Genomic DNA, 22,303 nt, shown 5'->3' with positions numbered 1-22,303 from the left:
TCTATCACACCGAGCGGCTATGACCGTGATCACTTTCACGGCTTGACTCCCCCGCTCGGGATGAATACTGTGAACTCTACTGAACGACTGTTCACTCGGGAAGGTCAAGGATGACACAATCACCGGCAGGGTTCGATGCGGACAGCATCGGCAGATGGATCGAGCGGAGATTCGGGATCAGCGATTTCGATGTCGAAGTGATGTCGGTCGGTCGGTCGAATCTGACGTTCACCATCCTCGTCGACGGCAGCCCGCGCTGGGTCCTGCGCCGCCCGCCCCTGGGCCACGAGGGCGGCAGCGCGCACAATGTCGCCCGTGAGGGCCGGATCATGGCAGCGCTCAATGACAGTGACGTCCCGGTGCCGACCGTCCTCCACATCGTCGACGACCCCGAGGTCCTCGACGTGCCCTTCGTGTTCATGGACCACTGCCCGGGATTCCCGATCAACACTCCCACCGAGTGGGGGTCCATCCCACCTGCGAACCGCCGCGACTGCGCATTCGGCATGGTCGACGCGCTGGCGGCGATCCATTCCGTCGACGTCGATGCTGTCGGATTGTCCGATCTGCGTCGACCCGGCGGACTCATCGACCGACAGCTGCGTCGTTGGATCGGGCAGGTCGAGAAGATCGCGATGCGCGAGACTCCGATCATCCATGAGGTCCACGATGTCCTCCGCGAGGCCATGCCCGACCCTGCGGGATCGCCGGTGGGAATCGCGCACGGGGACTTCAAACCGAACAATATGATCTTCACCCCTTCCGGGACGGTCAATGCCGTCGTCGACTGGGAGCTGACCGCCATCGGCGAGGTGCTCACCGACCTCGGCTATTTCGCCGCCATGCTCACGGTGCCCGAGCAGTACACCAGCATCTGGGTGCCCCGAACCGATGACGGATTCCCCTCCACAGACGAACTCATCGACCGCTATCAGGAAGTCAGCGGTCACGAAGTCCACGATGTCAGCTACTACTCGGCCTTCGCGATGTGGAAACTGGCCTGCATCCGTGAAGGCGTCTACACGCGACTGGCGACTGGCAAGATGGGTGACCTCGATCTCGACCCGGAAGAGGCCGGAGCCGGGGTCGAAGACCTCGCTCGCCAAGCCCTCGACCTGTTGGAGAGATCATGACCTCGCCCCTGGCCGGCAAGCGTGCAGTGGTCACCGGGGCCGCCGGTGGAATCGGTGCCGCTTTGGCCGCCGAGCTCATCGAACGCGGTGCGTCAGTCGTTCTCGCGGACCTCTCCCCCACGGTCGTCGACACCGCCGCCGTGCTCGGCACCTCGGCATTCGCGTGGACAGGCGACGTGTCATCGGTCGAAGGAATCGGTGCGCTCATCGATTCTGCCGACGACAGCCTCGGCGGGATCGATCTGTACTTCGCCAATGCCGGAATCATCGGTCCGGCGATGCTCGGAGATTCCGACGCCGACTGGGACGCGATCATCGACGTCAACACGCGCGCCCATGTCCGCGCCGCGCAGGCGCTCGTCCCCCGTTGGCAAGAGGCCGGTTCCGGGTATTTCATCGCCACCGCCTCGGCGGCAGGGCTGCTCACGCAGATCGGCTCGGCCGCATATTCGGTGACCAAGCATGCGTCAGTCGGATTCGCGGAATGGTTGGCCATGACCTATCGCGACGACGGAATCCGCGCCTCGGTGGTCTGCCCGATGGGAGTGAACACGAGCCTGCTCGACGACGCCGGATCCGCCGGCGGCGCCGCCCAGAAGGCCGTGACCTCAGCCGGGACCGTCATGGAGCCCGCCGAGGTGGCCGCCATCGTCCTCGACGCCGTCGAGAACGAGCAGTTCCTCATCCTGCCGCACCCCGAAGTGCTCGAGATGTACCGGATGAAAGGCAGTGACTACGACCGCTGGCTGCGCGGAATGTCCCGATACCAAGCCCGACTCAGCGAACAGTGACACCGTGCCCACCACCGAGTGAGACTCGCCCGAGACCAGACCTCACAGCAGTGTGAGACCCACCGAGAAGCAAGGAGCCCACGTGTTGGAAATCAGCGAACGCGGACGCGAATATCAGGAGCGTCTGAACGCCTTCATGGACGAATTCGTCTACCCTGCCGAGCCGGTCTACGCCGAGCAGATGGCCGCGGCAGCCAGCCCCCACACGCAGCCGCAGATCCTCGAAGACCTCAAAGCCGAAGCGAAGAAGCAGGGCCTGTGGAATCTCTTCCACCCGCACCCGGAATGGGGACCGGGACTGACCAACCTCGAATACGCTCCATTGGCCGAGATCACCGGGCGCAGCCTGGAGATCGCCCCCGAAGCGATCAACTGCAATGCACCGGACACCGGCAACATGGAGGTCTTCACGGTCTTCGGCACGGATGAGCACAAGGAGAAATATCTCAAACCCCTGCTCGAGGGTGAGATCGCTTCGGCCTTCGCGATGACGGAGCCGGCCGTGGCCAGCTCCGATGCGACGAACGTCGAGATGAGCATGGAGCGCACCGACGACGGATTCGTGCTCAATGGGCGCAAGTGGTTTGCGTCGAACGCGATGCATCCGAACTGCCGGGTGCTCATCGTCATGGGCAAGACCGATCCCACCGCCGAGGTGCACCGTCAGCAGTCGATGCTCGTCGTGCCGATCGATGCCGCCGGAGTCACCGTTGTGCGCAACCTGCCCGTGTACGGCTACGCCGACCGGGAGGGCCATGCCGAGATCGTCTTCGAGAACGTGCTCGTGCCGTTCAAGGACATTCTCAAGGGTGAGGGCGAAGGCTTCGCCATCAGTCAGGCGCGCCTGGGTCCGGGTCGGATCCACCACTGCATGCGTGCCATCGGAGCCGCCGAGAGGGCGCTCGAACTCATGGTCAAGCGCGCCGATTCCCGCGTGACTTTCGGTGAGAAGCTGTCGAATCGGGCGAACATCCAAGACTGGATCGCCGAGTCCCGGATCGAAATCGATCAGGCTCGGCTGCTGACCCTGCACGCCGCGGACATGATGGACAAGCACGGCAACAAGGTGGCGAAGAACGAGATCGCTGAGATCAAGGTCGTCGCACCGACGATGGCACTGAAGGTCATCGATCGGGCGGTTCAGGTCCACGGCGGCGGCGGAGTCACCGAGGACTTCCCACTGGCCCGGATGTGGGCGCATATGCGCACCCTGCGCCTGGCCGATGGACCGGATGAAGTGCACAAGCGCTCCATCGCCCGCAATGAGATCAGGAAATACCGCGGCTGAGGTCGGCTCTTCCGCGATACAGTGAGACCCCACCGGGCCCGCAGCAGTGTGCACGGGCCCGGTACCGCCTGCGAAAGGATGTTCAATGACGAACAATTGGTTTGAGGATCGCCCATGGATCACCACTTTGGGCGATCTCGCTCAGGAGCCCTATGTGCTGCCGGATTCCACGCCCTTGGCCGATCTGGCTGACACAGTCGACGCTCGTGGCGACGAGGAGGGCATCAACTACTACGGATTCACCCTGACCTGGGCGGAGTTCGACCGGTGGTCGACAGCTTTCGCTGCCTTCCTCTCGGCCCACGGGATCAAGCCCGGCGACCGTGTCGGCATCTATGATCAGAACACCCCTGCGTTCGTGATCTCCACCTATGGGATCTGGAAGGCCGGAGGCACCGTCGTCCCCCTCAACCCCATGTACCGCGGCGAGCTCGAGCACATCTTCGCCGACTCCGAGGTCAAGGGGCTCATCGTCTCTCAGGCTGCCTATCTCGACCGGGTCAAGGACTATACGTCGGACCTGCCGCTGGTTGTGCTCAGTGATGACCGGAGCTTCCAGACGGATGGCCCTGATGCGATCTATGCGATGTTCGACAAGCTGCCGCGCTTCGAGGACCTGCCGCCGGCCGAAGGACGCTTTGCGTTCGCAGAGACGGTGGAGGGCAACCTCGATACCGATTTCACTCCGTACTCTCCCGCTCCTTCGGACCTCGGTCTCATCGCCTACACGTCCGGCACTTCGGGACGGTCGAAGGGAGCGGCGGCGACTCATGCGAATATCTCGAGCAATTCGCGCTATTGCCTGCGCAACCCGATCTTGGGTCCCGGCGACGGCTACGTCTCACTGGCTCCCCTGTTCCACATCACCGGATTCATCTGCCAGTTCCTTGCGGCCGTGGCCGGTGGTGCCCGGCTCATCCTCAACTATCGTTTCGAACCCGGTTCGCTCATCGCTCTGTGTGATCGGGAGAAGCCTGCGTACATGGCCGGCCCGGCCACGATCTATACGGCGATGATGGCGCACCCCGACTTCAGCGCCGAGAAGTTCGCATCCTTCAAGTCCCTCATGTCCGGCGGTGCACCGCTGCCCGAAGGACTGGTCAACAAGTTCGAAGAGCGTGCCGAGATCTATGTCGGTCAGGGCTACGGCCTGTCGGAGACCTGCGCTCAGGTCGCCACCGTGCCGCATGGATTCCAAGCCCCGGTCGACCCGGACAGCGGGAACCTCGCCTGCGGTCTGCCGCAGCCGGACGTGATGATCCGCATCCTCGATGACGACGGTCAGCCCGTGGGCTCCGGGGAGGTCGGAGAGGTTGCGATCTCCGGACCGCAGGTGGTCTCCAGTTACCTCAACAACCCGCAGGCCACCGCCGAGCAGATCCCCAACGGCGAGCTGCACACCGGCGATGTCGGGTTCATGAATGAAGACGGGTGGCTGTTCATCGTCGACCGGAAGAAAGACATGATCAATGCCTCCGGCTTCAAGGTCTGGCCGCGGGAAGTCGAGGATGTGCTCTACATGCACCCGGCCGTCCAGGAGGCAGCTGTCGTGGGAATCCCCGATGACTACCGCGGCGAGGATGTGTCGGCTTTCGTCACCCTGCAGCCCGGCGCCGAGGCGACCGCTGAGGAGATCGTGTCATTCTGCCGGCAGAAGCTCGCTTCCTATAAGGCTCCGCACCAGGTGACGTTCATCGATCAGCTGCCGAAGACGAGTTCGGGCAAGATCCTGCGACGGACCATCCGCGCCGATGCCGTCGACGCCGCCCAGGCGGCGAAGCGGGCGGCCACTCCCGCCGACTGAAGGCAGCATCCATGCTCCTTCGGCTTCTCGCCGAGGAATTCTGCCGGCAGTGCCTCCGCAATGGAGCCTGGCCTGCTCATCGCATCACGTTTGGCGCAGGTGCTCCCACATTAGGTGCACTGCCCGTTCACATCGCGTCCCCTGCATCTGGATCGAAACAGATGCAGGGGACGAACTGTGGTCTGCGCGCCCGGATCACCTGCAGTTTGCCGAGGCGGGAGGCTGTGTTTCAGCTCAGGCTGACGGTTTCGGCGCCGCCGATGGAGGCGAAGCGGTCGGGCTGACAGGTGAGCAGGATGACCTGAGCCGTGCGGCCGACATTGCCGAGGATGACGTTGAGGGCGGCCAGGCGCTGCTCATCGGAGAAGCCGAAGGCATCGTCGAGGATGACCGGGGCCCCGGCTTCCGCATCGACGAGGGTGGCGACGGCGAGTCGGCCGATGAGCGCCAGCTGTTCCTTCGTCCCACCCGAGAGCGCGTCGAAGGCGACGGTGCGTCCGTCGAGCGTGCGGGAGACGATTTCGAGGTTCTCGGAGATCTCCACCGACAGTCCCTGACCGAAGATCACCCGACCCAGCTTCTCGATCGCCTCCTTGAACGGGGCGACGTACCTCCGCTGAGCCTCTTCCTTGTGTGCGAGCACGGTGTCGCGCAACAGCCGGATCGCATTTGCCTGCCGCTGCATGCGAGCCTGCTTCGACCGAATGGACTCCACGTTCTGCTCTGCAGCTTTGAGCTTGTCGTAGATGCCCTCGGCCGCACGGTCATCGATGAGAGCCGAGAGCTGATCAACCTCCTGCCGGTCCTTCTCCTGCTGCTTCTGTTTGCTGTCGACGAGCTGGAGAGCGTTCTGCAGTCGCATCTCAAGAGTCTCGGGGTCGGCGGCCTCGTATGCGGAGCGTGCGGCAGCGGCTTCGTCCTCAGCCTGTGTCAGTGTCGCCGTGGCAGCGGTCAGTGCTTCGTCGAGGGAACCATCGGAGTTCGCTTCCCTGTCCATGCTCAGGCGGGTGCTGAGGTTCTGCAGCGTCGTCGCCGCCTGTTCGCGCGTCGACTGTGCACGCACGGCTGCCACACGTGCCTCATCCCGGTCGGTGCGAATGCGTTCGAACGTGGTTCTGGCCGTCTCGACCTGTGCAGTCGCGTCGTCGACGGCTGCTGACGTCGATTCGACTCGTGCTTCGAGGTCGTCGATCGATGCGGCGGTTCCGCTCGTATCAGCGGGGTCCCCCGCCACGTGTTCGGCTCGGGTGAGCGCGGCATCGAGTCCGTCGCGGTCGTCGTCGCCGATGAGCACTCGCAGAGTCGATGAGGCTTCGGCCAGCACGGCCTCGGCATCGGTGCGCACCTCGCTGCGTTCGCGTGCCTGTTCTAGGGAGGTCACGCCGAGCCGGTCGAGTTCCGCGTCGAGAAAGGTCTGCGCGGAGTCGACGGCCCGGTCGAGTTCGGCTGGTGACTGTCCCGGTCGCACGGTGATGTCGACGACGGAGTCGATGAGGATCTGCAGGTCCGAGGTGACGGCGAATTCCTCGGCGGACCCCTTCGGCACATCGGTTCCGTCGATGCTCACGGCGGTATCGCCGAGGCGGCGGGCGACGATCTGTGCGGCGGCCGCGGTCTTCGCGTTCTGCGCAATGCGCAGCTCGGTGAACAGTCCTCCGAGTTTCTCAACGTCTTTCGCGGTCACGGTGATCGACCCGATCGTCGCTTTCGCCTCGGCTGCTCTGCGTTCCTGGTCGCGGATGTCGGCCAGCCTCTTCCGCAGAGTGTCGACCTCTCTGCGTGCGCGGGCCCGAGCGAGATCGGCGGCTGCGGTCTTCGCTTCATCCTGAGCAGTGAGGAGTGCGGTCTGTTTGGCCTCGAGGCCCTTCTGCGCCTCGGCAAGAGACGAGTCCTCTTCCTGCTGTGCGGTCGTGACCTTCTCGAGTGCTTCGTCGGCAGTCTTCACCGACTCTTCGGCCATGGTGACCTCGGTGATGAGTGCCTGACGCCGGTCTCGCGCCTCCTCGGCACGCTGACGCTCTCTCTGTGCGACGCCCGCGCGTTCGAGAGCTCGATCGAGTTCGGTCTTGAGTCCGGACACGGACTGCACAGCCTGTTCGGCCTCTTCGCGTTCGGTCACGGCCGATTCCAGCTGAGTGCGCCCATTCGTCAGCCGCTCGGCTGCTCGAGCATGCCGGTCGACGAACCCGTCCATATCAGCGCTGCGAGCCTGCAGTTCACGATGCTGCTCTTCGGCACCGGGGAGTTCTTCGGTGAGCCTGCGCAGCTCACCCGTCTCCTTGCCCTTTGCCGTGAAGAACCTCAGGTATTCGGTTTCGACTCTGTCGAGGAAGGCATCGTGGTCAGCCGGTTCATCCCCGGCCTCGCCCAGAGCACCGTGCAGTGCCTTGATCTCGGCCAGGGGAGCCTGGTCGAGGCTGCGGCCCTGAGCGACGTCGAGAGCGTCGAGCAGGTCGACATCGACGGTTTCGTCGAGGATCGCCAAGAACCGCTCATGTGCTTCGCTGCCGCTGAGCTGTTCCGGGACGGGCTTGAGAATGCTCAGCTCGGTGAAGGGCTGTTTGATCCAGCGTTTGCTGTATCGGAGTTCGTAGTCCCCGGTGCTCAGGTGCAGTTCGACCTGCGGACCGACGTCGGAACCGACCGGTTGGGTGTCTTTGACGCTGGCCTTGCGAGAGCTGTCCTTGTCCTCGCGCAGCTGAGTGATGGCCTGATGGATCGAGGACTTCCCGACCTCGTTCGGGCCTTCGACGATCGTCACCCCGGAGCTGAAGTCGACGGTGGCGTCGCTGATCGCGCGGTAGTCGATGAGGCGGATGGAATGGAGTCTCATGAGCCGCTCCTGGCGAATCGGTAGAGCAGACCGAGTGCGTCTTGGGCCGTGACTGCTGAGTCGTCGTCTGCTGTGGCTCGTTCGGAGAGTTCGTCGAGGGTCTCCTCCAGGTATCCGCTCAGTCCGAGATCGGCGAAATCGTCGTCCGCAGCGACGACGGCCAGGTCCATGTGACGCTCCCAGAGTGAGACGAGCGCGAACAGGTCGGAGAAGTGGTCGAGTTGTTCGTCGAGTCGGGCCTTCGCCGCCGTCGGCAGGGTGCCGCGCAGGATCAGCCACACCGCGGTGCGATCCTTGTCGGGAATGGCATTCATCCGCTCTTCGAACTCGGCGACATCCTCGGCGGAGTTGAGGTCGGCTTCGATGACGGTGAATGCCCATGTGCCGACGTGGACCTTCTCGACCTCGGCCCGGTGGGTGTCGGCATCGATGTCGACGAGGAGCACGTTGCCCGGGTCGGTCTCCCGCCGAGAGGTCACTTCCGGTGCTCCGGGATACCAGATGCGGTCGGCGACCTCGAAGGTCGCGTGCCGGTCGCCGAGCGCGACGAACTGGGCACGGTTCTCCCGCAGCAGTGCCTGCAGATGGTCGGTGTCGATGGTGGCCAGCGATTCCCGATCGGGGTCGAGGACGCTCACGGCTCCGTGGCCGGCGATGATCCGGATATCACCGGCAGCCACCTCGGCGAGGTCTTTCGTCGCTGCGGCGACGAGATCCCCTTGGGGATGTTTGGAGGACCAGGGGGCGCCGATGATCTCGACCCCGGGAACGACGGTGAAGGGGTCGCTGCCGCGCAGGACATGCACATGCGGGGGCACCCGTGAGGAGAAGGCCGGGGAGTCATAGATCGATGCGGCGTCCAAGGGATCGTGGTTGCCGGGAAGCAGCACGACCGGCACGGTGAATACGTTGAGGACTTCGAAGGTGCGGACGATGATGGCGCGGTCGAGCTGGTTGGTTTCGAACACGTCTCCGCAGACGAGGACGAACTCCGCGCCTGTCTCGGCGGCGAGCGCTCCGATGCGGCCAACGGCGTCGAGGCGGGCGCGGTGGAACCTGGGCCGTGCCTCTTCGCTGAGGTAGTGCGCGGTCATGCCGAGCTGCCAGTCCCCCGTGGCGATGAATCTCATCTGCTCCTCCTCAATCGGTCCCATCCTACGGTCGCAGGCCCACACTATCGGCAGGCACTGACGCGAGTGATCTGCACCACACAGATACCCTCAAGCGTCGACTTAGGTTAGGCTAATCATTTGTGAATGCGATTGCACTGACTGCCACCGGCCTCAATCTGGGCTACGACCGCACCGAGGTCGTCCATGACGTGAGCCTGACGATCGTCCCCGGACGGGTCACCGCCCTGCTCGGACCCAATGGATCGGGCAAGTCCACCGTCCTGCGCTCACTGGCCCGGCTGCACCCGATCACCTCGGGCGATGTCGTCATCACCGAGGCCGACGCAGACACTCCATCAAGCACTCTGACGGCCAGAGAGTTTGCCCGGTTCGTCACCCTGCTGTCCCAGTCGCGCCCGCACCCGTCGGGCCTCAGTGTCCGTGAGATCGTCACCTTCGGCCGCCACCCGCACCGTAAGCGCTTCGCCGGGCTCACCGACGTCGATCGCGCTGCCATCGATCGCAGCCTCTCCCTCACCGGCACCATGGCGATGGCCGACCGTCCGGTCGACCAGCTCTCCGGCGGCGAGCTCCAACGCGTCTGGTTGGCGACCTGTCTGGCCCAGGACACCGGAATCCTCCTGCTCGACGAACCGACGAACCATCTCGACCTGCGCTACCAGGCGGAGATCCTCGACCTCATGCGCGAACTCGCCGACGACCACTCCATCGCCATCGGCGTCGTCCTCCATGACCTCGAACATGCCGCCACCGTCGCCGATCACGTGGTACTGCTCGAACAGGGCCGCATCCGCTCGGTCGGCACCTGCGAAGACGTCTTCACCGCCGAGACGCTGAGCGAGGTCTACGGGCTGCCCATCTCGACACGGATCGATGCCGACACCGGCCTGGTCCGGGTCGAAGCTCTCCACCGACGGACTCGTCGCCCGGCCGCAGCTCTCTGAGCACCCCACCGCACATTTTGACGTTCACACCCAGAAATCGCACCACCTCATCTCCGATCGCGGATCGGTTCACAGAAAGAACATCATGACCAGAACACCTCTGTCGCGCACCTCGTTCGCCGCCTTCGCATCGGCAACGGCGGTCTGCGCACTGGCCCTGACCGGGTGCGGCACCACCGATACCGACGCCCCTGCTGATGCAAAGGGACAGACCTCCGCATCGTGCGCTGACGACTCGAGCACCACCTCGGCGGATCCGGTCACCGTCACCGACGACACCGGCCACGAGATCGAACTGGACAAGCCGGCGGCGAAGGTCGTCTCTCTCGAATGGCAGTACACCGAGGATCTTCTCTCCCTCTGCGTCGATCCCGCCGCCGTCGCCGATGCGAAGGGCTTCACCACCTGGGACACGGCAGAGAAGCTGCCCGACTCCACCACCGACGTCGGCACTCGCCAGGAACCCAACGTCGAATCGATCCTGTCGGCCGATCCGGATCTCGTCATCATCGAAACGACGAACCGCAAGGACAAGATCGTCGGTCAGCTCGAGAAGCAGGGAATCCCCGTGATGGCGATGGCCGGCGCCGACGGCAAGGATCCCGTCAAGTACATGAAGGACACGTTCACCACCGTCGCCGAGGCGACCGGTCGCACCGAGCGTGCCGAAACCGTCCTCGGCGATTTCGATGCGAAGCTCGAAGAATCGAAGAAGGCCATCGCCGAGGCGGACCCGGCCACCACCGAATTCGTCTACTTCGACGGCTGGGTCAACGGTTCGAATGTGGCGCTGCGTCCCTTCGGACAGGGGTCGCTCATCGGCGAACTCGGCGAGGAGCTGGGCCTGAAGAACGCGTGGACCGGTGAGGTCGACCCCGCGTACGGACTCGGCCAGACCGATATCGAAGGCATCTCGAAGGTCGGTGACGCGAACTTCTTCTACACCGGGACCGAGGACCCTGAGTCCGAGGACTATGTGGAGCTGCTGAAGAAGAACGACATCTGGGCGAACATCCCCGCAGTGAAAGACGACCGCACCACGGCCTTCCCGGCAGGCATTTGGACCTTCGGCGGACCCAAGTCGTCCGAGCAGGCCCTCGACGCCTACGTCGACGCACTGACCAAGTAGACCGTGGCCTCTCCCCTGACCCGCCCGAGCACCTCCCAGCAGACGGCTGCGGCACCGGAACCGACCATGGTTCCGGTCCGCGGCCGCGGAGTCGTCGGTGCCCTGTCGACCGCCGCCGCTCTGCTCGGCCTCATTACCGTCCTCGTCATCGCCTCAGCCTGGCATATCACGCAGGGAACCTCGGGCATCGGCATCAGGGAACTGTTCACGGCCGTGACCGGCACGCTCTCCCCCGCCGAGGATGGCCCCAGTGCCCGTGACATCCTCCTCGGATCCCGGCTGCCGCGTGTGGGGGCGGGCATCCTCGTCGGCCTCGCCTTGGGTGTGGCCGGCGCCCTGTTCCAATCGCTGGCGCGCAACCCCTTGGCATCGCCGGACACATTGGCGGTCACCGGCGGTGCGTACTTCGCCGTCACTGTGGTCACTGCCTTCGGCATTGCGATTCCGATCTGGGCCTCGGGAGGGATCGCCTTCCTCGGCGGCCTGCTTGCCGCAGCCCTGGTCCTCGGCCTGGATGGAGGCGCAGGAGCCTCGACGACTCGGCTCGTGCTGGCGGGCACGGCCACGGCGATGGCGCTGCAGGCGGCGACATCGACTCTGCTCATCCTCTTCGCCGAAGAGACGACGAGTCTCTTCTCCTGGGGTTCGGGCACTCTCAATCAGCTCGACGGCACCGCAGCCCTGCGCAGCATTCCCGTCATCGCCGTCATCGCCGGCGGTGCGATCCTGCTGTCGAGGCGTCTGGACCTGCTCGGTCTCGGCGACGACGCCGCCTCGGTGCTCGGGGTTCCGGTCCGGTCGACGCGGGCCACCGGGATCCTCCTCGCTGTCATGCTCACCGCCACTGCGGTGACCCTGGCCGGTCCGATCGGCTTCGTCGGCCTCTGTGCCCCGGTCATCGCCCGACTCCTTGCCCGCGTCGTACCGAGTCTCGGCCGTCATGCCGTGCTCTTTCCCGCCGCCGGTCTCATCGGCGCGATCATCGTCATCGTCGCCGATGCCCTCCTGCGCGCGATCGTCGGCGCCACCGAGGCGATCACCCTCCCGTCGGGAGTGACGACGACTGTGCTCGGGGCGATCGTCCTCGTTCTGCTGGCGCGATCGATGCGCACGGCATCACCGGCCGCGGCCACCTCGGCGGCGAACTCGACCGTGGTCGGTCCGCGACGGGCCGGCTTCGTCATCGGCATCGGCGTCGTGGTCCTCATCCTCGTCGCCGTGACCGGTCTGCTCACCGGGGAACGGTTCTACCTCCTCGGCGATGTGCTGCTGTGGTTCCAGGACCGGGCGGCACCTGTCATCGATTTCGCCTTCGACTCACGGGCGCCCCGCGTCGCCGCTGCCCTGGCCGCCGGTGCCGCGCTGGGACTCTCCGGCACCCTTGTCCAGGCGAGCGCGCGCAACCCTCTGGCCGAACCCGGCCTGCTCGGCATCACCGGTGGAGCCGGGTTGGGTGCCGTCATCGTCGTCACTCTCATCCCCGGCGCCGGGGTCGGGCTCGTCTCTGCGGTCGGCATCGTGGGCGCCTTGGTCGCCTTCGCCATCGTCTATGGGCTCTCGTGGCGGGGTGGGATGAATACCGATCGCCTCGTCCTCATCGGCATCGGCCTGTGGTTCGGTTTCACGGCCCTGACCACACTGTTTCTCGTCCGTGCAAATCCCTGGGACACACCGGCCCTCTTCACGTGGCTGTCCGGATCGACGTACGGAAGGGCGTGGGCGGACATCGCACCGGTCGCCCTCGCCCTGCTCATCGCCGTACCGCTGGCGTTCGTATGGACGCGCGAACTCGACCTGCTCGCCCTCGATGATGACACCTCACGGCTGGTCGGGGTTCCGCGTGAACCGGTGCGCCTGGCGGTGCTCATCACCGCTGCTGTGCTCGCGGCGGTGAGCGTGTCAGCCGTCGGCGTCGTCGGATTCATCGGTCTCGTCGCCCCGCACGCTGCGCGCGCTCTGGTCGGCGCCCGTCATATCCGGGTCGCGCCCACAGCGATGTTGCTCGGAGCCGTGGGCCTCGCCGTCGCCGACGCCGTGGGGCGCACGCTCATCGCTCCGGCGCAGATACCAGCCGGGCTCATCGTCGCCCTCATCGGCGCCCCGTATTTCGTCTACCTGCTGGCGCGCACCCGCGCCTGAGCATCAGCCCTCGATTGTCCACGCGGCCGCGTGCTCGCGGATGAAGTCGCGGAGGCGCTCGACGACGCGGCCGGGCCGGCGTACGGCCGAACACAGCGCGATCTCACGCACATAATCGGATCCGTCCAGAGCCACCTCGGTGATTCCGTCGATCGGACGCACCGCCGGCGGGATCAATGCCACACCCATTCCACGGCCGACGAATTCGCGGATCGTCGAGAACTCGGTGACCTCGATCTTCACCTCAGGATCGAATCCACTGGCCCGACACCAGCGGTCGGTCAGCACCCGGAGGTTGTAACTTGCAGGGGTGGCGATGAATTCCTCGTTCGCCAACCGATCCAGGGTGATGCCGCGGACGCCTGCCAGCGGGTGCACATCGGGCAGAGCCGCGATGATCGTCTGCCGTGCGAGCACCTCGTGGCTGACCTCGGGCGGCGGCGGAATGATGATCGCCAGATCGAGAGTGCCCCGCTGCAGATCGACGACGAGCTCGGCACCGTGGGCTTGTTTGAGATCGAGGCGGATGCCGGGATGGGCCCGTTTGAACGCCGCGAGCAGGTCAGGCACCTCACCGGCGCCCATCGTGAGCGGAAATCCGAACCGGATCGTGCCATGTTCAGGATCGGCCGCCTCGGCGAGATCGACCAGCGCCGCATCGATCTCCGTCAGCGGGGCACGCACCGCGTCCACGAGATCCAGTGCCGCCGTCGTCAGACCGATGGCGCGTCCGCGCGGAACGGTCAACGGCACCCCGAGGTGGCTCTCGAGGGCGCGGATACGTCGGCTCATCGTGGATTGGGGTATGCCGAGGGCGGCGGCGGCCTCGGTCAGATGTCCGTCCTGATCGGCCAGTTCGACGAGTTCCCGCAGCGCTGTCAGCGGCGCCGCGCGGGAATCGGATGATCGTTCCATATTCGGATCATACAGTTCCGTCCACTCATTGGACGGATGATTCATGGGGACGCATGGTGAGAATATGACTGCGAACCCCAAGCACACCGACCAGCTGCCGGACGCCGATGTCGTCCTCATCGGCGCGGGCATCATGTCCGCAACTCTCAGTTCTCTGCTGACTCTGCTCGATCCTGATCTGCGGATCCTCGTCCTGGAGAAGGCCGAGGACATCGCCGGAGAGAGCAGCGACCCGTGGAACAATGCCGGCACCGGGCATTCGGGGTACTGCGAGCTCAACTACATGCCCGATCCAGCCGACGGTGCGAAACCGGCAGAGATCGCCGGACAGTTCCAGCTCACCCGCCAATGGTGGGCCCATCTCGTCCGACTCGGGCTCCTGGACCCAGCGGAATTCATCCACTCGGCCCCACACATGAACCTCGTCTTCGGGAACACGGACGTCAGCTACCTGCGTCGACGCGTCGACACCCTGAAAGCCGACCCGCTGTTCTCCGAAATGGAGTACACAGAGGATCCGGACACCATCGCCCGGTGGGCTCCCCTGACAATGGAGGGACGAGCCTACACCGAAGAGCCCATGGCGGCGGCCCGCCACCCACGCGGCACCGATGTCGACTTCGGCGCTCTGACGTCGGCGCTGCTGAGCATCGGGGCCGTCGAGGTGCGCACGGGGCACACAGTGACCGGGCTCGAATCGCGCACATCGGGCTGGACGGTCAGCGGTTCGACGCCGGCGGGACCGTTCGCCGTGCACGCGAAGACCGTGTTCGTCGGGGCCGGCGGCTTCGCGCTGCGACTCCTGCAGAAGGCGAAGATCCCGGAAGTCCGCGGCTACGCGGTTCTGCCGGTCGGGGCCGCCTTCTACCGGTGCTCGACTCCGGCGGTCGTCGCCCGCCATGAGGCGAAGGTCTATGGCCAGGCCGATGTGGGCGCCCCGCCGATGTCGGTGCCGCATCTGGACCGCAGAGTCGTCAACGGCAAGGAGCATCTGCTGTTCGGCCCCTATGCGACCTTCAGCACGAAGCTGCTCAAGCACGGCCGCCTCTCCGACTTCTTCACGACGGTGCGGCCCGACAACCTGCATGTCATCGCGGCCGCCGGTCTGCAGAACCTCAGTCTCGTGTCGTTCCTCGTCAAGGAGCTCGCCACCAGCCCGTCCCGGAAGTTCGCGCAGCTGCGGCGCTATCTGCCGCTGGCCCGACGCAATGAGTGGACCCTGCTGCCGGCTGGACAGCGGGCACAGCTGGTCAAACCGAATCGGCAGAAGATCGGCGTCCTCCAGCAGGGCACCGAACTCGTCGTCTCCTCTGACGGCTCGATCGCGGGCCTGCTCGGAGCCTCCCCCGGAGCATCGACGGCGGTGCCGATCATGGTCGATCTGCTCAAGCGGGCCTTCCCAGTCCAGTGGCACGGCACATGGAAGTCCCAGATCGCCAAGGCTGTCCCCGACCTCGATCGCACCGACTGGACCGCCGAGGCGGTCGCCCGTTCCCACGCCACGACCGATGTGGCGCTCGGCCTGTCCCCGGTCAGCCTCGCGTGACCCGCGCGGTCTTCTACTGCGCGTACTCGGCCAGCGGACGGCGAGGCAATCGCCTGTCGACATAAGCCGCAGATCAGAGACCTCATTCCACTGCTTGTGCCGTTGGCGGAAGCGCACAGTGGAAATCCTCCAGCTTTGTGGCAGGTTGAATTGCATGGGAGGCCTTTCGACTCTAATGTGACTCACAACACTTACTGTTAGGGAGATCACACATGATGCGTCTGACCCGCAATTTCGTCGCAATCTGCTCCACCCTCGCACTGACCGCCGGACTCGCCGCCTGCGGCAGCGGCTCCGACGAAGCCGGCGGCGCCGGCGACACGATCGTGGCCGAGACCGCCTTCAACCTCAAGACGATCGACCCGCATCGACAATTCGAGTTCACCGGTTCGACGATCGACAGCGCCATCTACCAGACAGCGCTCGAATTCGAGGACGGTGACCTCACCAAGCCGACCGATGGCCTCTGCTCATTCGAAATGTCCGAGGACAGCAAGGAGATGACGCTGACCCTCAAAGACGAGGATGCGAAATTCTCCAACGGCGATCCCGTCACCGCCGACGACATCGTCTTCTCCTTCGAACGGCTGCAGGGCATCAAGGGCAATCCCTCGTTCTTCCTCGACGGGGTCAAGGTGAAGAAGGTCGACGACAAGACGGTCACGCTCACCAGCGCCGAACCCAACCCTGCGCTGCCTTACATCCTCCCCAACTCCTCGATCGGCATCGTCAATTCGAAGGTGGTCAAGGAGAACGAGGGAACCACAGATGAGAAGGACGGAGCCGAACAGTTCCTCAATGAGAACTCACAGGGCTCGGGACCGTACAAGGTGGAGAAGTACGACGCCGACAGCCAGGTCGTGCTGACCGCGAACGAGCATTACAACGGTCCGGAACCGAAGTACAAGCGAGTGGTCCTGCGCAATGTCTCCGCAGAGACCCAACTGACCGACATCCAATCGGGTCAGGCGCAGGTCGCCTACGACCTCAACTCCGATCAGGCGAAGCAGATCAATGAGTCGATGGGCAAGATCTCCAGCCTGCCCTCGACCCGCAGCCTCTACATCTTCAACAATGCCGATGAGAAGATCGGCGGCCCTGCAGCGGACCCGAACTTCCGCAAGGCCGTCATGGCGGCGATCGACTACGACAAACTCATCGACCTCGCCGGGAAGGGGTCCCAGCGCATGGCCAGTCTCGTGCCGAACGAGTTCGTCGGCGCCGTCCCGAAGGACGAGGCTCCTGAACGCGACCTCGAGAAGGCGAAGAAGCTGCTGAAGGAGGCCGGCTACGACGGTGAGAAGGTCCCCTTCCACTACTCGAGCGATCAGGCCGTCAATGGCGTCGACCTCGCACAGCTCGCCGAAACCCTGCAGGCGCAGCTGAAGGAGGCCGGCATCAACCTCGACCTCAAACCTGCCCCGAGCTCGACCCAGCTCGACGGCTTCCGCTCGGCGAAACAGCCGATGGGCATCGGAACCTGGGGTGCGGACTTCCCCGATCCGACGAACTACAACGTCTTCATTCCCGGAGGCGACGTTGCCGATCGCGTGAACTGGAGCGACGACCCGAAGCTGAAGAAGCTTGCAGACGAAGCGGCCAAGGCGAAGGGGGATGCACGCGATGCGGCCTACGCGAAGCTGTTCAAGGCGACCACCGACACCGCGGTGTGGATCCCGCTCGTCCAGCCGGTCAGCACCGTCGCCGTCGGATCGAGCATTGAGAAGTTCGTCTCCAACGCCGACATCTCGTTCGACTTCGCAAAGGCAGAGTGAGGATGGCGGAAGCCACCACAGCACCGCACGATGCTCATGCCGCGTCCGCTCCAGGCGAGGCGGACGCGGCGCAGCGAGTCAAACCGCCGAAGCTCCACCCTCTGCTCCGGTTCATCCTCATCCGGATCGGGATCTCGATCATCCTGATCTGGGGCGTGACCGTGGTGACGTTCCTGCTCACCAATCTCGTACCCACCGACCCGGTCGCCGCCATCCTCGGCGACCGGGCCGCGGCAGATCCCGAGATCGTCGCCCAGACACGGGAGAAGCTCGGACTCGACCAACCGCTCCTCGTCCAATACTTCACGTACCTGGGCAATCTGCTGCAGGGAGATCTGGGAGTCTCCAATCAGACCCGCACCCCCGTGCTCGCCTCGATCGGGCAGGTCTTTCCCGCCTCGATCGAGCTCGGCATCGGAGCGATTCTCATCTCAGTGATCCTCGGACTGCTGCTCGGACTGCTCAGCGCTCTCAAACAGAACAGTCTCGTCGACCACGCCATCCGCACCCTCAGCCTCATCGGCATCTCGGCACCGACGTTCTGGATCGCCACCGTCGCCTACTTCGTCTTCTTCTTCAGACTTCGAGTCGTCCCCGGCGCCGGACGACTCGACCCCTGGATCACCCCGCCGCCGAAAGTGACCGGCCTCTACACTGTCGACTCGCTCTTGGCGGGACAGATGGCGACATTCGCCAATGCACTCGGCCACCTCATCCTGCCGTCCTGCGTGCTCGCCCTCTTCACCATCGGCCTGCTCACACGGTTCAGCCGCTCGAGCGTCCTCGACATCATCAGGCTCGACTACGTCACCGCGGCCAAGGCGAAAGGGCTGCCGGCACGGACAGTGGTCTTCAAATACATCTTCCGCGGCGCGCTGGTCCCGATCATCACCGTCGTCGGTCTGGCCTTCGGCTCCCTGCTCTCCGGTGCTGTGCTGACTGAGACCGTCTTCGCCTGGAACGGACTCGGCCAATATGCCTACCGCGGAGCGACGACGCTCGACCTGCCCGTCATCATGGGCGTCGGCCTCGTCATCGGCATCGTCTATATCCTCGTGAACTTCATCGTCGACCTGATCTACGGCTTCGTGGATCCGAGAGTGAGGGTGAGATGAGCATCGGCACCCCGAAACAGCCCACCAACGCCCCCACCACCGAGGCGGCCCGCCGCGACCCAGTCGATCCCGGACTCAAAAGGTGGCAGATCCGCTTCCCGAAGGCCCTGCGCACTCCGCTGGGGATCGTGGGCGCCGGAATTCTCCTGCTCTGGCTGATCGCAGCGATCTTCGCACCGCTCCTCGCCCCATTCGACCCTCTGGCCCAGAACTTTCCGAGGCTCTCGGCTCCCAACGGGGAGAATCTGCTCGGCACCGACACACTGGGCCGAGACGTGCTCTCCCGTATCCTCGTCGCCGCCCGCACCACTCTGCCCGCCGCGGTGTTCGTCGTCATCTGCTCGGCGCTGCTCGGCTCGGTGCTCGGCGCCATCGCCGGATACTTCGGTCGAGCCGTCGACGAGATCATCATGCGCATCGCCGATCTGGTGTTCGCGTTCCCCACGATCATCCTCGCCATGGTCATCGCAGCCGCCCTCGGACCGGGCCTGAAGAACGCGATCATCGCGATCCTGCTCGTCTCCTGGCCGTCCTACGCGCGTGTCACCAGATCGCTGGTGATGACTGCGCGGGGCAGCGAGTACGTCATCGCCGGACGCCTGCTCGGGTTCAGCGCGGGCAGATCACTGGCCCGTGAAATCGCACCGAACGTCATCTCACCCGTCGTCGTGCTCGCCACCCTCGACGTCGGTTCGGCGATCCTCACCATGGCAGGACTGTCGTTCCTGTCTCTCGGTGCCGTTCCGCCGACCCCCGATTGGGGCGCAATGATCAGCGAAGGCGTCTCTCAGTTCGCGGCCTGGTGGATCGCCTTCTTCCCCGGCCTCTGCATCCTCACCATCGTCATGGCGTTCAACTTCATCGGCGACAGTCTGCGCGACACCCTCGATCCCCATACCGCCCAGGAAGTCGGTGAGACGACCTCATGAGCATGATCAGCATCAGAGACCTCAATCTGTCGGTCACCGCAGGCAAGAAGACCACTCATATCCTCAAAGACGTGTCGTTCGACCTCGAAGCAGGTCGCATCACCGGTGTGGCAGGAGCGTCTGGGTCCGGCAAGACCCAGACCGGTCTGGCCGTCATGGGGCTCTCGCCCGCGGGTGCGGAGCTGAGCGGAAGCATCGATTTCGACGGAGTCGAACTGGTGGGAATGCCTGCCAAGCAGCACAACCGCCTGCGCGGAGTGCAGCTGTCGATGGTCTTTCAGGATCCGGCCTCGGCGTTCCATCCCATGCTCACGGTCGGCGACCAGATCACCGACCACCTTCGACACCACCAGAAAGTGTCGAAGGAAGCCGCCCTGGCCAAAGCCGTCGAGATCCTCGGCCGAACCAGGGTGCCGCACCCGGAGGAGGCGGTGAAGAAGTATCCGCACCAGTTCTCCGGCGGACAGCTGCAGCGAATCGCTTTCGCCTCGGCGATCATCTGCGATCCGAAGGTGCTCATCGCCGACGAACCGACCACAGCACTCGATGTCACCGTGCAGGCAGGCATCCTCCGGCTACTGCGTGAACTCTGCGACGATCTCGACCTCGCCGTGCTTCTGGTCACCCACGACTTCGGAGTGCTCTCCTCGGTCGCGGACACCATCGTGGTCATGAAGAACGGCGTCGTCGTCGAAACCGGTGAACGGGAGGCGGTCATCACCGCTCCTCAACACGAATACACGCGTTCGCTCATCGAATCGCTGCCAGGAGCGGAGGTCTCCCCATGACATCGACCGACCAAGCCCCGGTCGGCCGCACCGCTCACTCCCCCGCAGCAGGTGCTCCCCTCCTGGAACTCGATTCCGTGGCATGCGAATACAAGCTCGACGGCGGCGGTCGCTTCCGAGCCGTCAACGGAGTGTCTCTGCAGCTGGGCCGCTCGGAGGTGCTCGGGCTCGTCGGCGAATCCGGCTGCGGCAAATCGACGCTGGCCAAACTCATCTGCGGGTTGGAGAAGCCGGCAGACGGCTCCATCACCTTCGACGGCCATCCGGTCAGAGCGCTCGGGCTGAAGAAGAGAGCGAAGGAACTGCTCGGCATTCAGATGGTCTTCCAGAACCCCTACGCGTCGCTCAATCCGCGCAGGCGGATCCGCGACCAGCTCGACGATGCGCTGGCCCTCAATCCTGACGGCACATGGACCGTCGAATCGCTGTTGGAAGCCGTCGACCTGCCGGCCGACTCCGCACAGCGCTATTCGCATTCGTTCTCCGGCGGACAGAGGCAGCGCATCGCCATCGCTCGCGCCCTGGCTGCGGGTCCGAAAGTGCTCGTCGGTGATGAACCCATCGCCTCACTCGATGCGTTCCTCCAGGCACGGATCGCTCGTATGATGCGCGACCTCGCCATCGACTCCGGCGCCTCAATGATCTTCATCAGCCACGATCTCTCAGTTGTTCGCGATATCGCAGACAGGGTCGCAGTGATGGAAGCCGGACGCCTCGTCGAAGTCGCCCCGACCGACCAGATCTGGAACGACCCGCAGCACCCGTATACGAAGAAGCTCCTGGCCGCGATTCCCCAGGTCGACGGCAAGGGAATCATCCCCGGCAGCGACTGACCTGCCGAGCAGCCGGCGGTCCCGAGCGGCATCGAAAGGACACGAGAGTCATGGTCATCCTGATTCGCGGGGCGGAAGTCTGCGCCCCCGAACCGCTCGGAGTGTGCGACATCCTCGTGGAGGGCTCACGTATCGCCCACCTCGGCCAGGTGGACCGCGACATAGTCGCGCAGCTGCCGGATTCGGCAGTCATCGAGGCCGACGGGCTGACTGCCGTGCCCGGCTTCATCGACCCCCATGTGCACATCATCGGAGGCGGAGGCGAAGGCGGATACGCGACCCGCACTCCCGAAATCGACGTCGGCGACATCATCCGGGCAGGAGTGACCACTGTCGTCGGATGCCTCGGCACCGACTCCATCACCCGCTCTCACCGCAGCCTCCTCGCCAAAGCACGAGGCCTCGAAGAAGAGGGCATCACGACATTCGTCTACACCGGCAGCTACCAGCTTCCGGCACGAACCGTCACCGGTTCCGTCGCCGACGACATCGTCCTCATCGACAAAGTGATCGGGGCCGGCGAGATCGCCATCTCCGAAAGGCGGTCGTTCCAACCGACGATCGAAGAACTCGCCGATATCGTCAGCCAATGCCATGTCGGCGGGCTGCTCAGCGGAAAGGCCGGTGTCACTCACTTCCACGTCGGATCGCATTCGACTCGGCTCACACCCCTTCATCGCCTCCTCGACGATTATCCGGTTGCCCCGCCCGCCGTGTATGCCACCCACATCACCCGAGATGACGAGCTGATCGCCGAGGCGGTCGACCTCGCAGCCAAAGGCGCCTTCGTCGACATGACCGCCGGAGCATCCACCGTCGAAGCGGTGAAGAAGTTCGTCGAATTCGGCGGCGATCTCGCCCGGCTCACCTTGTCCTCGGACGCCAACGGAAGCCTGCCGAAGTTCGATGCCCAGGGACGCCTGACGGAACTGCAGGTGGCAGACCAGTCGACGCTGTTCGACCAAGTGTGGGCGTGCGCTGAGTCCAGCGGCCTGCCGCTGTCCCAGATCCTCTCGTTCGTCACCGCCAATACTGCAGACGCCTTGAAGCTCCCGCGCAAGGGACGAATCCGTCCGGGCTGTGACGCCGATCTGCTGCTCGTCGACGCAGGGCACTCCATCGAGCACGGATTCGCCCTGGGCCGACCGACCGTCAGCAAGGGCGAGCTGCTGGTCAGAAGCACGTTCGATCAGAGTCCACGCTGAACC

Annotated in this window: 17 protein-coding genes; 14 read left to right on the top strand and 3 right to left on the bottom strand. The window is 64.8% G+C overall.

All coding sequences use genetic code 11. The annotated features are described in order from the left end of the window. Positions 1-110 precede the first annotated feature (110 nt). The 4 genes from AC3CD9_RS03095 to AC3CD9_RS03080 all read left to right on the top strand — a co-directional run bounded on the left by AC3CD9_RS03095 (position 111) and on the right by AC3CD9_RS03080 (position 5,016). Positions 111-1,133 (top strand): phosphotransferase family protein, encoded by a 1,023-nt coding sequence (locus AC3CD9_RS03095; RefSeq protein ID WP_488366229.1) that lies wholly within the window; start codon positions 111-113, stop codon positions 1,131-1,133. Continuing rightward, a complete protein-coding gene (locus AC3CD9_RS03090) occupies positions 1,130-1,924 on the top strand; it encodes an SDR family oxidoreductase (protein WP_488366228.1) in 795 nt (264 codons plus the stop codon). Before AC3CD9_RS03095 ends, AC3CD9_RS03090 begins: the two co-directional genes overlap by 4 nt. Before the next feature lie 82 nt (positions 1,925-2,006). Then, positions 2,007-3,212: an acyl-CoA dehydrogenase family protein gene (locus AC3CD9_RS03085; RefSeq protein ID WP_488366227.1), complete on the top strand. Its 1,206-nt coding sequence runs from the start codon at positions 2,007-2,009 to the stop codon at positions 3,210-3,212. 85 nt (positions 3,213-3,297) lie between these two features. Next, entirely contained in the window at positions 3,298-5,016 is a 1,719-nt protein-coding gene (locus AC3CD9_RS03080) for a class I adenylate-forming enzyme family protein (RefSeq protein WP_488366226.1), read from the top strand. A gap of 229 nt (positions 5,017-5,245) precedes the next feature. On the opposite strand, the gene AC3CD9_RS03075 is transcribed toward AC3CD9_RS03080, so the two are convergent. Beyond that, positions 5,246-7,849 carry an AAA family ATPase gene (locus AC3CD9_RS03075; protein WP_488366225.1) on the bottom strand — a complete coding sequence of 868 codons (2,604 nt, stop codon included), beginning with the start codon at positions 7,847-7,849 and terminating at the stop codon, positions 5,246-5,248. Beyond that, positions 7,846-8,979: a metallophosphoesterase family protein gene (locus tag AC3CD9_RS03070; RefSeq protein ID WP_488366224.1), complete on the bottom strand. Its 1,134-nt coding sequence runs from the start codon at positions 8,977-8,979 to the stop codon at positions 7,846-7,848. The genes AC3CD9_RS03075 and AC3CD9_RS03070 overlap by 4 nt, the downstream gene beginning before the upstream one ends. Positions 8,980-9,101: 122 nt before the next feature. On the opposite strand from AC3CD9_RS03070, the gene AC3CD9_RS03065 reads away from it, so the two are divergent. The 3 genes from AC3CD9_RS03065 to AC3CD9_RS03055 all read left to right on the top strand — a co-directional run bounded on the left by AC3CD9_RS03065 (position 9,102) and on the right by AC3CD9_RS03055 (position 13,194). After that, complete coding sequence (locus tag AC3CD9_RS03065) at positions 9,102-9,926, top strand: ABC transporter ATP-binding protein (protein WP_488366223.1); 825 nt, start codon at positions 9,102-9,104, stop codon at positions 9,924-9,926. An 85-nt stretch (positions 9,927-10,011) separates the two neighbouring features. After that, on the top strand, positions 10,012-11,055 hold the full coding sequence (locus AC3CD9_RS03060; protein ID WP_488366222.1) for an ABC transporter substrate-binding protein: 1,044 nt from the start codon (positions 10,012-10,014) through the stop codon (positions 11,053-11,055). Between the two features lie 3 nt (positions 11,056-11,058). Further along, positions 11,059-13,194, top strand: a complete 2,136-nt coding sequence (locus AC3CD9_RS03055) for an iron ABC transporter permease (protein WP_488366221.1) — start codon at positions 11,059-11,061, stop codon at positions 13,192-13,194. A gap of 3 nt (positions 13,195-13,197) precedes the next feature. Here the strand turns inward: AC3CD9_RS03055 and AC3CD9_RS03050 are convergent, their stop codons facing one another. Further along, positions 13,198-14,109, bottom strand: coding sequence for a LysR family transcriptional regulator (locus AC3CD9_RS03050; protein ID WP_488366220.1), 912 nt, complete (start codon positions 14,107-14,109; stop codon positions 13,198-13,200). Positions 14,110-14,173: 64 nt separating this feature from the next. Here AC3CD9_RS03050 and AC3CD9_RS03045 point away from each other — a divergent pair, with 64 nt between their 5' ends. The 7 genes from AC3CD9_RS03045 to iadA all read left to right on the top strand — a co-directional run bounded on the left by AC3CD9_RS03045 (position 14,174) and on the right by iadA (position 22,300). Beyond that, on the top strand, positions 14,174-15,655 hold the full coding sequence (locus AC3CD9_RS03045) for a malate:quinone oxidoreductase (RefSeq protein WP_488366219.1): 1,482 nt from the start codon (positions 14,174-14,176) through the stop codon (positions 15,653-15,655). Positions 15,656-15,867: 212 nt separating this feature from the next. After that, the gene (locus AC3CD9_RS03040) at positions 15,868-17,430 is read left to right on the top strand and encodes an ABC transporter substrate-binding protein (RefSeq protein WP_488366218.1); all 1,563 of its coding nucleotides are present in this window, start codon (positions 15,868-15,870) and stop codon (positions 17,428-17,430) included. 2 nt (positions 17,431-17,432) lie between these two features. Then, complete coding sequence (locus tag AC3CD9_RS03035; RefSeq protein ID WP_488366217.1) at positions 17,433-18,545, top strand: ABC transporter permease; 1,113 nt, start codon at positions 17,433-17,435, stop codon at positions 18,543-18,545. After that, positions 18,542-19,474 carry an ABC transporter permease gene (locus AC3CD9_RS03030; RefSeq protein ID WP_488366216.1) on the top strand — a complete coding sequence of 311 codons (933 nt, stop codon included), beginning with the start codon at positions 18,542-18,544 and terminating at the stop codon, positions 19,472-19,474. Before AC3CD9_RS03035 ends, AC3CD9_RS03030 begins: the two co-directional genes overlap by 4 nt. Further along, a complete protein-coding gene (locus AC3CD9_RS03025; RefSeq protein WP_488366215.1) occupies positions 19,471-20,262 on the top strand; it encodes an ABC transporter ATP-binding protein in 792 nt (263 codons plus the stop codon). The genes AC3CD9_RS03030 and AC3CD9_RS03025 overlap by 4 nt, the downstream gene beginning before the upstream one ends. After that, positions 20,259-21,095, top strand: coding sequence for an ABC transporter ATP-binding protein (locus AC3CD9_RS03020; RefSeq protein ID WP_488366214.1), 837 nt, complete (start codon positions 20,259-20,261; stop codon positions 21,093-21,095). The genes AC3CD9_RS03025 and AC3CD9_RS03020 overlap by 4 nt, the downstream gene beginning before the upstream one ends. Before the next feature lie 50 nt (positions 21,096-21,145). Continuing rightward, positions 21,146-22,300 carry a beta-aspartyl-peptidase gene (gene iadA, locus AC3CD9_RS03015; RefSeq protein WP_488366213.1) on the top strand — a complete coding sequence of 385 codons (1,155 nt, stop codon included), beginning with the start codon at positions 21,146-21,148 and terminating at the stop codon, positions 22,298-22,300. The last annotated feature ends 3 nt before the right edge of the window (positions 22,301-22,303 follow it).

It is taken from the genome of Brevibacterium sp. MGP-B1, from assembly GCF_057766545.1.
The sequence above is the reverse complement of the archived record's forward strand: the minus strand, read 5'-3'. Positions and strand labels throughout refer to the sequence as shown.

Excerpts from the sequence above, each read along its gene's own strand:
- AC3CD9_RS03095 (WP_488366229.1), top strand. The coding sequence starts at position 111 with ATGACACAATCACCGGCAGGGTTCGATGCGGACAGCATCGGCAGATGG.
- AC3CD9_RS03090 (WP_488366228.1), top strand. The coding sequence starts at position 1,130 with ATGACCTCGCCCCTGGCCGGCAAGCGTGCAGTGGTCACCGGGGCCGCC.
- AC3CD9_RS03080 (WP_488366226.1), top strand. The coding sequence starts at position 3,298 with ATGACGAACAATTGGTTTGAGGATCGCCCATGGATCACCACTTTGGGC.
- AC3CD9_RS03075 (WP_488366225.1), bottom strand. The coding sequence starts at position 7,849 with ATGAGACTCCATTCCATCCGCCTCATCGACTACCGCGCGATCAGCGAC.
- AC3CD9_RS03070 (WP_488366224.1), bottom strand. The coding sequence starts at position 8,979 with ATGAGATTCATCGCCACGGGGGACTGGCAGCTCGGCATGACCGCGCAC.
- AC3CD9_RS03060 (WP_488366222.1), top strand. The coding sequence starts at position 10,012 with ATGACCAGAACACCTCTGTCGCGCACCTCGTTCGCCGCCTTCGCATCG.
- AC3CD9_RS03050 (WP_488366220.1), bottom strand. The coding sequence starts at position 14,109 with ATGGAACGATCATCCGATTCCCGCGCGGCGCCGCTGACAGCGCTGCGG.
- AC3CD9_RS03045 (WP_488366219.1), top strand. The coding sequence starts at position 14,174 with ATGACTGCGAACCCCAAGCACACCGACCAGCTGCCGGACGCCGATGTC.
- AC3CD9_RS03040 (WP_488366218.1), top strand. The coding sequence starts at position 15,868 with ATGATGCGTCTGACCCGCAATTTCGTCGCAATCTGCTCCACCCTCGCA.
- AC3CD9_RS03035 (WP_488366217.1), top strand. The coding sequence starts at position 17,433 with ATGGCGGAAGCCACCACAGCACCGCACGATGCTCATGCCGCGTCCGCT.
- AC3CD9_RS03030 (WP_488366216.1), top strand. The coding sequence starts at position 18,542 with ATGAGCATCGGCACCCCGAAACAGCCCACCAACGCCCCCACCACCGAG.
- AC3CD9_RS03025 (WP_488366215.1), top strand. The coding sequence starts at position 19,471 with ATGAGCATGATCAGCATCAGAGACCTCAATCTGTCGGTCACCGCAGGC.
- AC3CD9_RS03020 (WP_488366214.1), top strand. The coding sequence starts at position 20,259 with ATGACATCGACCGACCAAGCCCCGGTCGGCCGCACCGCTCACTCCCCC.
- iadA (WP_488366213.1), top strand. The coding sequence starts at position 21,146 with ATGGTCATCCTGATTCGCGGGGCGGAAGTCTGCGCCCCCGAACCGCTC.